Source organism: Mesorhizobium sp. M2A.F.Ca.ET.039.01.1.1 (genome assembly GCF_003998035.1).
GTDB lineage: Bacteria > Pseudomonadota > Alphaproteobacteria > Rhizobiales > Rhizobiaceae > Mesorhizobium.
Map to the genome: position 1 here is coordinate 1 of NZ_RZRY01000270.1, position 7,946 is coordinate 7,946.

Annotated in this window: 12 protein-coding genes; 7 read left to right on the forward strand and 5 right to left on the reverse strand. The window is 62.8% G+C overall.

The features are described from left to right. Positions 1-92: 92 nt before the first annotated feature. The 3 genes from EOA24_RS20090 to EOA24_RS20100 all read left to right on the forward strand — a co-directional run bounded on the left by EOA24_RS20090 (position 93) and on the right by EOA24_RS20100 (position 1,386). Positions 93-515: a YeeE/YedE thiosulfate transporter family protein gene (locus tag EOA24_RS20090; RefSeq protein ID WP_126083093.1), complete on the forward strand. Its 423-nt coding sequence runs from the start codon at positions 93-95 to the stop codon at positions 513-515. Between the two features lie 3 nt (positions 516-518). Continuing rightward, positions 519-956 carry a DUF6691 family protein gene (locus tag EOA24_RS20095; RefSeq protein WP_126083094.1) on the forward strand — a complete coding sequence of 146 codons (438 nt, stop codon included), beginning with the start codon at positions 519-521 and terminating at the stop codon, positions 954-956. Between the two features lie 91 nt (positions 957-1,047). Continuing rightward, entirely contained in the window at positions 1,048-1,386 is a 339-nt protein-coding gene (locus EOA24_RS20100) for a TIGR01244 family sulfur transferase (RefSeq protein WP_126083095.1), read from the forward strand. Here the strand turns inward: EOA24_RS20100 and EOA24_RS20105 are convergent. Then, a complete protein-coding gene (locus EOA24_RS20105) occupies positions 1,383-1,850 on the reverse strand; it encodes an Lrp/AsnC family transcriptional regulator (protein ID WP_126083096.1) in 468 nt (155 codons plus the stop codon). The genes EOA24_RS20100 and EOA24_RS20105 overlap by 4 nt on opposite strands. Positions 1,851-1,988: 138 nt before the next feature. On the opposite strand from EOA24_RS20105, the gene hppD reads away from it, so the two are divergent. The 3 genes from hppD to EOA24_RS20120 all read left to right on the forward strand — a co-directional run bounded on the left by hppD (position 1,989) and on the right by EOA24_RS20120 (position 3,773). Next, a complete protein-coding gene (hppD, locus tag EOA24_RS20110) occupies positions 1,989-3,104 on the forward strand; it encodes a 4-hydroxyphenylpyruvate dioxygenase (protein ID WP_127410005.1) in 1,116 nt (371 codons plus the stop codon). Between the two features lie 70 nt (positions 3,105-3,174). Then, complete coding sequence (locus EOA24_RS20115) at positions 3,175-3,399, forward strand: type II toxin-antitoxin system prevent-host-death family antitoxin (protein WP_126061250.1); 225 nt, start codon at positions 3,175-3,177, stop codon at positions 3,397-3,399. Then, positions 3,396-3,773, forward strand: a complete 378-nt coding sequence (locus EOA24_RS20120) for a type II toxin-antitoxin system VapC family toxin (RefSeq protein ID WP_126083098.1) — start codon at positions 3,396-3,398, stop codon at positions 3,771-3,773. The genes EOA24_RS20115 and EOA24_RS20120 overlap by 4 nt, the downstream gene beginning before the upstream one ends. On the opposite strand, the gene EOA24_RS20125 is transcribed toward EOA24_RS20120, so the two are convergent. The 4 genes from EOA24_RS20125 to hmgA are packed head-to-tail and all read right to left on the reverse strand — an operon-like array spanning position 3,770 to position 7,536. Then, complete coding sequence (locus EOA24_RS20125; RefSeq protein ID WP_126083099.1) at positions 3,770-4,312, reverse strand: DinB family protein; 543 nt, start codon at positions 4,310-4,312, stop codon at positions 3,770-3,772. The genes EOA24_RS20120 and EOA24_RS20125 overlap by 4 nt on opposite strands. Before the next feature lie 2 nt (positions 4,313-4,314). Further along, complete coding sequence (locus EOA24_RS20130) at positions 4,315-5,328, reverse strand: fumarylacetoacetate hydrolase family protein (protein ID WP_126083100.1); 1,014 nt, start codon at positions 5,326-5,328, stop codon at positions 4,315-4,317. Next, positions 5,325-6,212 (reverse strand): MBL fold metallo-hydrolase, encoded by an 888-nt coding sequence (locus EOA24_RS20135; protein ID WP_126083101.1) that lies wholly within the window; start codon positions 6,210-6,212, stop codon positions 5,325-5,327. Before EOA24_RS20135 ends, EOA24_RS20130 begins: the two co-directional genes overlap by 4 nt. 10 nt (positions 6,213-6,222) lie before the next feature. Beyond that, entirely contained in the window at positions 6,223-7,536 is a 1,314-nt protein-coding gene (gene hmgA, locus EOA24_RS20140) for a homogentisate 1,2-dioxygenase (RefSeq protein WP_126083102.1), read from the reverse strand. Between the two features lie 130 nt (positions 7,537-7,666). Here hmgA and EOA24_RS20145 point away from each other — a divergent pair. After that, the coding region (locus EOA24_RS20145; protein WP_133374558.1) for a helix-turn-helix domain-containing protein at positions 7,667-7,946 on the forward strand (280 nt) is incomplete at its 3' end.

The window sequence follows — 7,946 nt, forward strand, 5'->3', positions numbered from 1 at the left end:
CCTTTCCAGCCGGACATTTCCGGCTGGATTCCCATGCGAAAATGTCTATCTGCTGAATGAACATCTCCTGATCGAAGCGGATTGGCCTTTCCATGACCGACTTCACGCCTTTCCAGTCTCTGCTTGGCGGAGCCCTGATCGGGCTGTCGGCCGTGCTGCTGATGGAATTGCATGGCCGCATTGCGGGAATGACCGGGATACTGGCCGGCGTTATCCCGCCAGTGTCCGCCGACTGGAAGTGGCGCGCTGCCTTTCTCGCCGGCGCGATCGGCGCGCCGTTGCTGATCCAGCTCGCCGGCAAGGACATCGAGTTCAATGTGCCGGTACCGACGCTGGCCCTTGTCGTCGGCGGCTTTCTCGTCGGTGTCGGCGTGCATTTCGGTGGCGGTTGTCCGAGCGGGCACGGCATTTGCGGCATCGCGCGACTGTCACCGCGCTCGTTCGTCGCCGTTGCGACCTTCATGGCCACCGCCTTCGTCACCGTTTTTGTCACCCGTCATGTGATTGGAGGCTGAACCATGAGCAAGCTCGCCTCGGCCTTCCTGATCGGCGGACTTTTCGGTTTGGGCATCGCTGTGTCCGGCATGATCAATCCGGCGAAGGTGCTGAATTTCTTCGACATCGCCGGAACCTGGGACCCTAGCCTGATCTTCGTGATGGGCGGCGGGCTGGCCATTGCCTTTGCCGGTTACCGCTTCATTTTCGCCCGACGCAAGAGGCCGGTATTCGAAACGGCTTTCGCCTTGCCGGGCAGGAAGGACATCGACAGCCAACTCGTCGGGGGCGCCGCGCTGTTCGGCATCGGCTGGGGCATTGCGGGCTTTTGCCCAGGCGGCGCCATCCCGGCGCTCGGCCTTGGCCGCGCGGAGACGCTGATCTTCGTCGGCGCGATGGTGGCGGGCATCGCGGTGGGGCGCTTGGCCAGGACCCGGCTTGCCCGCCTGGCGACCACATAGGAAATCTCCACCGCAGTGGTTGCCCGCCGGTCCGGGGAGTGACAGAACTGCGCCCAAGCCAACAGGCGCCTAGGATTGCGAGGACGACATCATGGAATACCGCCAGATCAGCGACGACTATTCGGTCTCCGGCCAGATCCAGCCGCAGGACATCGCCGCCATCAAGGACGCCGGCTTCAAGAGCGTGATCTGCAACCGGCCGGATGACGAGCAGCCTGGCCAGCCCACTGCCGACAGCGTCAAGGCCGCGGCCGAGGCGGCGGGGCTGGCGTTCCGCTACATTCCGGTCATCAGCGGCCAGATCACCATGAACAATGTCGAGGACCAGGCCGCCGCGCTCGACGAGCTCGAAGGGCCGGTCTTCGCCTATTGCCGCTCGGGCGCGCGCTGCACCAATCTTTACGGCCTGATCCAGCAGCAGCGGGGTTAAATCGGCAGCGCGCCGGTTTCCTTGAGCGTCTCCAGCACGATCGCCGTCTTCACGTGCTGCACGGATTCATGCGGCAGCAGAACGCCGTTGACGAACTCCGACAGTGATTTGAGATCGGGCGTCACCACCTTCAGGATGTAATCCATCTCGCCGGTCAGCGCGTGCGCCTCCTGCACCTCGGGCAGTCGCGCCACCAGTTCGCCGAAGCGGCGGGCATTGTCGCGGTTGTGGGTGGCCAGGGTCACCGAGATGACGTTGACCAGCGAAAAGCCGAGACGATCGCGGTTGAGCACGGCGCGGTAGCCCTTGATGTAGCCATCGTCCTCCAGCCGCTGGCGGCGGCGCGAGCATTGCGAGGGCGACAGGTTCACGCGCTCCGAAAGATCGTTGTTGGTGTATCGCGCGTCGTCCTGCAGAAGCGCCATTATCTTGCGGTCAAACTGATCAAGGCGCGCATCATCCATACGTATTCCTCCACTCATGCACAATTTGCGCACATGATGCGCATTATGGGCGACTGAATGCAAGCACCGTGCAGCGGCTTCGCGCTATCCTGATGAAAGATGGCCAAGCCCGGCCGCAACAGCTTTCGGAGGACTGCCATGGGCCCCTTCCCGCACGACGCGCCACCCGCGAAAATCAGCAAGCAAAACCCGGCCGGCACCGACGGCTTCGAGTTTGTCGAATTCGCGCACCCCGAGCCCGCCAAGCTTGCCGAGCTGTTCACCCGCATGGGCTATACCGCAGTGGCCAAGCACCGGACCAAGGACATCACCGTCTGGCGCCAGGGCGACATCAACTATGTCGTCAATGCCGAGCCGGGCTCGCATGCGATGAAGTTCGTCGAGAAGCATGGCCCTTGCGCCGCCTCGATGGCCTGGCGCGTGGTCGATGCCAACCACGCCTTCGAGCACGCTGTCTCGAAGGGCGCGACGCCCTATGAAGGTACCAACAAGGCGCTCGACGTGCCGGCCATTGTCGGCATCGGCGGCTCGCTGCTCTACTTCATCGAAGCCTATGGCGAGAAGGGCTCGGCCTATGACGCGGAGTTCGAGTGGCTGGGCGAGCGCGACCCGAAGCCGGAAGGCGTCGGCTTCTATTATCTCGACCACCTCACCCACAATGTCTATCGCGGCAACATGGACAAGTGGTGGGATTTCTACCGCGACCTGTTCGGCTTCAAGCAGATCCATTTCTTCGACATCGACGGCAAGATCACCGGCCTGGTGAGCCGCGCCATTACCTCGCCCTGCGGCAAGATCCGCATTCCGCTGAACGAATCCAAGGACGAGACCAGCCAGATCGCCGAGTACCTCAAGAAGTACAATGGCGAAGGCATCCAGCATATCGCCGTCGGCACCGACGCCATCTACGAGGCAACCGACAAGCTGGCCGCCAATGGGCTGAAGTTCATGCCAGGCCCGCCCGACACCTATTACGAGATGTCGCATGAGCGCGTGCACGGCCATGACGAGCCGATCGAGCGCATGAAGAAGCACGGCATCCTGATCGACGGCGAAGGCGTGGTCGACGGCGGCATGACCAAGATCCTGCTGCAGATCTTCTCCAAAACCGTGATCGGCCCGATCTTCTTCGAGTTCATCCAGAGGAAGGGCGACGAAGGCTTTGGCGAAGGCAATTTCCGCGCCCTGTTCGAATCGATCGAGCAGGACCAGATCAAGCGCGGCGTGATCAAGCTGGACGGCAAGGCGGCGTAGGCGATCCGATTCGGATGTCTTGCGATGCGATCAATTATGACCTAAATTATGGTCATAAAGGGTCGCATCCATGAATGTCTCCATCGCCGAAGCCAAGGCCAAATTGTCGGAACTCGTAAGCCGCGCGGAAGCCGGCGAGGAGATCGTGCTTACGCGCCATGGCAGGGTTGCCGCGCGTATTGTACCTCCGGAGGTGGTCGAACCGCTTCCGCGTATCGGCGCCCTGAAGGGCAAGATCTGGATTGCGGACGACTTTGACGAACTCGGTCCCGAATGGGACGAGTACGTCAAATGACGACAGGTCCGTTTCTCGCCGACACGCATATTATCCTCTGGTCGATTTCGGACGATCGACGTCTCAGCGAACAGCACCGTGCCATCCTGAACTCCGAAGCGGTGGTGTTCGCGAGCGCGGCAAGCGTTTGGGAAATCGCCATCAAACGATCAATTGGAAAACTTCAGGCGCCAGATGACCTGCCGGCATTGCTTCCGAGGATGCGGTTTCAGCCCCTCGCCGTTACCTTGCTGCATGCGCACGCAGTCGGCGATCTACCTTCTCACCATGGCGACCCGTTCGATAGGTTGCTAATTGCACAGGCGCAGATAGAGAACCTGACGATCCTGACATCCGACTCGCATTTCGCTCGGTACAACGTTGCGCTAGCTTAACTTTCCAGCCCCAACCGCTCGACTTCGTCCCTCCTCAGCTTGATGTCGTAGTCGAGCAGAAACTCATCCAATTGCGGCGGCGCTACCGACGTGCCGGAGAGCATGGCATGCACTTGGCCGCGGTGATGGATGTCGTGCAGGAAGACATGGGCGAGGATGTCGCCGATGCGCTCGGGGATCAGGCCGTCCTCGCGCCGGTCGGTTATGACTCGACGGTCGAGATCGGCTTCCGACAAGCCATCGCAGTAGGCGACAAGCTTGCGGTCGAAATTGGCCTGTGCCGCCGCCAGGCTTGCCGCATCGTCGAACGGAACGAAGTTGTCGTAGGCCGCCGCGCCGAGGCCGCCATCGGTCAGGAAATCGAGATAGAGACGGTCGACCGCGAGGATATGGTTGAGCGTTTCCCTGATCGATGGAAAGAAGCTGACGCGCTCGGCCTCAAACTCGCCGGGCTGCATCGCCAGCACGGCGCGGTAGAGCCGGTCATTCGACCACAGATTGTTGCGAGCCATGCGGCGCAGATGCTCGAGCAGGGTCACCTTCACCCCTCGTATTTCTCGACCTTCTGCTCGATGGCGCCGAAGATCGAGTGGCCTGCCTTGTCCTTCATCTCGATGCGCACCGTGTCGCCGAAAAGCAGGAACGGCGTCTTTGGCTCGCCGCTCTCGATGGTCTCGATCATGCGCAGTTCGGCGATGCAGGAATAGCCGGCGCCGCCGGCCCAGACAGGTTTGCCCGGCCCGCCATTCAGCTTGTTGGAAACGGTGCCGGAGCCGATGATGGTGCCGGCGGCAAGCGGCCGGGTTTTCGCGGCATGCGCGATCAATGCCGGAAAATCGAAGGTCATGTCGACGCCGGCATTGGCGCGGCCGAAGGGCTTGCCGTTGAGATCGGCGAGCAGCGGCAGGCTGACCTTGCCGCCATCCCAGGCATCGCCCAGTTCGTCGGGTGTGACAGCGACCGGTGAGAAGGCCGATGACGGTTTCGACTGGAAGAAGCCGAAGCCTTTGGCCAGTTCCGGCCCGGTGATGGCGCGCAGCGTCACGTCGTTGACCAGCATGACGAGGCGGATCGCCTCCCTCGCCTCTTCCAGGCTCGCGCCCATCGGCACGTCGTCGACGACGACCGCAACCTCGGCCTCCATGTCGATGCCGAAGGCTTCATCGGCCATGCGGATCGGATCGCGCGGGGGAACAAAACTATCCGAGCCGCCCTGGTAGATCAGCGGATCGGTCCAGAAGCTTGCCGGCATCTCGGCGCCGCGCGCCTTCCGCACCAGCTCGACATGATTCACATAGGCCGAGCCGTCCGCCCATTGATAGGCCCGCGGCAACGGCGAATGCGCGTTGTGTTCGTGGAAACGCTCCGACGGGACGGCGTTGGTCTCGAGCGATTCCGCCAACGTCGCGAGATGCGGGGCAATGCGGCGCCAGTCGTCGAGCGCGGCCTGCAGCGTCGGCACCAGGAAGGAGGCATCGGTGAACCGCGTCAGATCGCGCGAGACCACGACAAGCTTCCCGTCGCGCGTCCCGTTCTTCAGTGTGGCAAGCTTCATGCGGTTTCCTCTCCTTGCGCGGCTTTGGCGCCGCTTAGTTGTACAACAAGGCCGTCGCGGGCGATCGTCAAGTCACCCGGCCAAGTTTTCCTGACAGCGGCGACCCAATCGGCTTCGCCGATGGCTGGATCGTCGGCCGGAATGAGATGGTTGAGCACCAACCGCCGCACACCGGCATCGCTGGCGATGCGGCCGGCATCCTCGGCGAGGCTGTGGCTGGCGAAGAGGTGCTCGCGCAGCCGCGCGCCGTTGCCGGTCCGGGCGACCAGCCTTTCCACACCTTCTTCCAGCATGGCCTCATGGACGAGAATGTCGGCCTCTTTGGCAAAGCCGGCCAGCGGCGGAAAGAAGGCCGTGTCGGCGGAAAAAACTACGCTTCTACCGCCATGCTCGAAACGCAACGCAAAACAGTCGGTCACCGGCGGATGGTCGACGCGCAGCGCCGTCACTGTCAGTCCTTCCTCCTCCAGGATGGCGCCCTCGCCGAATTCCTTGATGGAGACCAGTTCGCGGATATCCGGCCGGCCCTCGTCCACGATGCGGATCCCGATGTCGAATTCCATCGCCCGGCAGAAATGCCGCCAGTAGTCCTGTGTGCCGGGTGGGCCGAAAACGGTCATCGGCGTCGTCAACCCCGCTGTCCAAGCGGTGTGGATCAGCGGCCCGAGTTCCAAAATATGGTCCGAATGAAGGTGCGTGATGAAGATCAGGTCAAGCGCCCTGAGGCTGACGCCGGCATCGACCAGACCGCGCGTGACGCCGAGCCCGCAATCGACGACGATGTCACGCTCGCCGATCTGAAGGAGCGATGAGCTCGGCCATGGCCCGCCCGGACGCAACGCCGGGCCGCCCTTGGAACCCAGAAGCACCAGCCTGTCGCTCATCGGGCGAGCCTCAAGACCAATCGCCCTCCGGGGTGCCGTTGAAACGCTTCTTCAGGTCGGCCCAGCAGTCGATGTAGTTCTCCTGCAAGGTTCCGAGTTCCGCGGCATAGCGCGTCAGCATCTGGGGAAATCGGGTCTCGAACATGAAGGCCATGGTGTTGTCGAGCTTGACCGGCTTCAACTCGGCGCGGGTGGCTTTCTCGAAGCCGGAAGCATCCGGCCCATGCGCCAGCATCTGATTGTGCAGGCTGATGCCGCCCGGCACAAAGCCCTCTTCCTTGGCGTCGTACTGGCCATGGATCAGGCCCATGAACTCGCTCATGATGTTGCGGTGGTACCATGGCGGACGGAACGTGTCCTCTGCAACCAGCCAGCGCGGCGGGAAGATGACGAAGTCGACATTGGCCGTGCCCTCCTCGCCGCTCGGCGCCGTCAGCACGGTGAAAATAGACGGGTCCGGATGGTCGAACAGGATGGCTCCGACCGGCGAAAACGTAGCCAGATCATATTTGTAGGGCGCGTAGTTGCCGTGCCACGCGACGACATCGAGCGGCGAATGGCCAAGTTCGGTGACGTGGAAAGAGCCGCACCATTTGACGATGAGCCGGCACGGCGTCTCCTTCTCCTCGAACCAGGCGCAGGGCGTCTTGAAGTCGCGCGGATTGGCCAGGCAATTGGCGCCGATCGAGCCGCGGTCCGGCATGGTGAATTTGGCGCCATAATTCTCGCAGACATAGCCGCGCGCCTCCTTGTCGGCGAGCTCGACCTTGAAGACCAGGCCGCGCGGCAGCACGGCGATCTCGCCGGGCCGAAGCTCGATGACACCCATCTCGGTGACGAAGCGCAGCGCGCCGACCTGCGGCACGACCAGCAACTCGCCGTCGGCGTTGAAGAAATGGTCGTCGACCATCGAGCGGTTGGCGACATAGACATGCGCGGCCATGCCGGTTTGCCCGACAGCATCGCCGGCCGTGGTGAAGGTGCGCATGCCGGAGATGAAGTCCGTCGGCTCGGTGGGCATGGGCGTCGGATTCCAGCGGTATTGGCCGAGCGCCAGCTCATGATCGCCGATGTTGGGGCCAGTCTTCCACAAGGGATAGCTCACGCCCTTGAAGCGGCCGGTGTGCTTCACGCTCGGGCGGATGCGGTAGAGCCACGAACGCTCATTGGTGCCGCGCGGCGCGGTGAAAGGCGAGCCGGAGAGCTGCTCGGCATAAAGCCCATAGGCAGGCCGCTGCGGCGAGTTGCGCCCCTGCGGCAGCGAGCCGGGCAGAGTCTCGGTCTCGAAGTCATTGCCGAAGCCCGGCATATATGAAAAGCCCATCCGATCCTCCCTGATCCCGACGTCCAGCCTCACGGTGCTAGCCTGTCGGCGATGTTGACCAAACTGGTTTCATTTGTAACCATCGAAAATGTAACTATCAACGCCGCGCTGCATCCCGGAGGAGCGCTTCATGGAACCGGATATCCTGGATCTTGAAAGCTTTCTCCCGTACCGTCTCTACCAGCTGGCGGACACCGTCAGCCGCGAGTTCTCCCGCATCTACAAGGAGCGCCACGGCCTGACGCGGCCGGAATGGCGCACGCTCTCAGGCCTCGGCCAGCGCGGCATGATGACGGCAACGGAGCTCGGAGAGCAGTCGGCCATGCACAAGACCAAGGTGTCGCGCGCCGTGGCCGAGCTGGAACGCCGGCGCTGGCTGACGCGCACGCCGGACGAGAAGGATCGGCGGG

What these genes read in the sequence shown, in the direction of transcription:
- EOA24_RS20090 (WP_126083093.1), top strand. Translation starts at nt 93, where the DNA reads ATGACCGACTTCACGCCTTTCCAGTCTCTGCTTGGCGGAGCCCTGATC.
- EOA24_RS20095 (WP_126083094.1), top strand. Translation starts at nt 519, where the DNA reads ATGAGCAAGCTCGCCTCGGCCTTCCTGATCGGCGGACTTTTCGGTTTG.
- EOA24_RS20100 (WP_126083095.1), top strand. Translation starts at nt 1,048, where the DNA reads ATGGAATACCGCCAGATCAGCGACGACTATTCGGTCTCCGGCCAGATC.
- EOA24_RS20105 (WP_126083096.1), bottom strand. Translation starts at nt 1,850, where the DNA reads ATGGATGATGCGCGCCTTGATCAGTTTGACCGCAAGATAATGGCGCTT.
- hppD (WP_127410005.1), top strand. Translation starts at nt 1,989, where the DNA reads ATGGGCCCCTTCCCGCACGACGCGCCACCCGCGAAAATCAGCAAGCAA.
- EOA24_RS20115 (WP_126061250.1), top strand. Translation starts at nt 3,175, where the DNA reads ATGAATGTCTCCATCGCCGAAGCCAAGGCCAAATTGTCGGAACTCGTA.
- EOA24_RS20120 (WP_126083098.1), top strand. Translation starts at nt 3,396, where the DNA reads ATGACGACAGGTCCGTTTCTCGCCGACACGCATATTATCCTCTGGTCG.
- EOA24_RS20130 (WP_126083100.1), bottom strand. Translation starts at nt 5,328, where the DNA reads ATGAAGCTTGCCACACTGAAGAACGGGACGCGCGACGGGAAGCTTGTC.
- EOA24_RS20135 (WP_126083101.1), bottom strand. Translation starts at nt 6,212, where the DNA reads ATGAGCGACAGGCTGGTGCTTCTGGGTTCCAAGGGCGGCCCGGCGTTG.
- hmgA (WP_126083102.1), bottom strand. Translation starts at nt 7,536, where the DNA reads ATGGGCTTTTCATATATGCCGGGCTTCGGCAATGACTTCGAGACCGAG.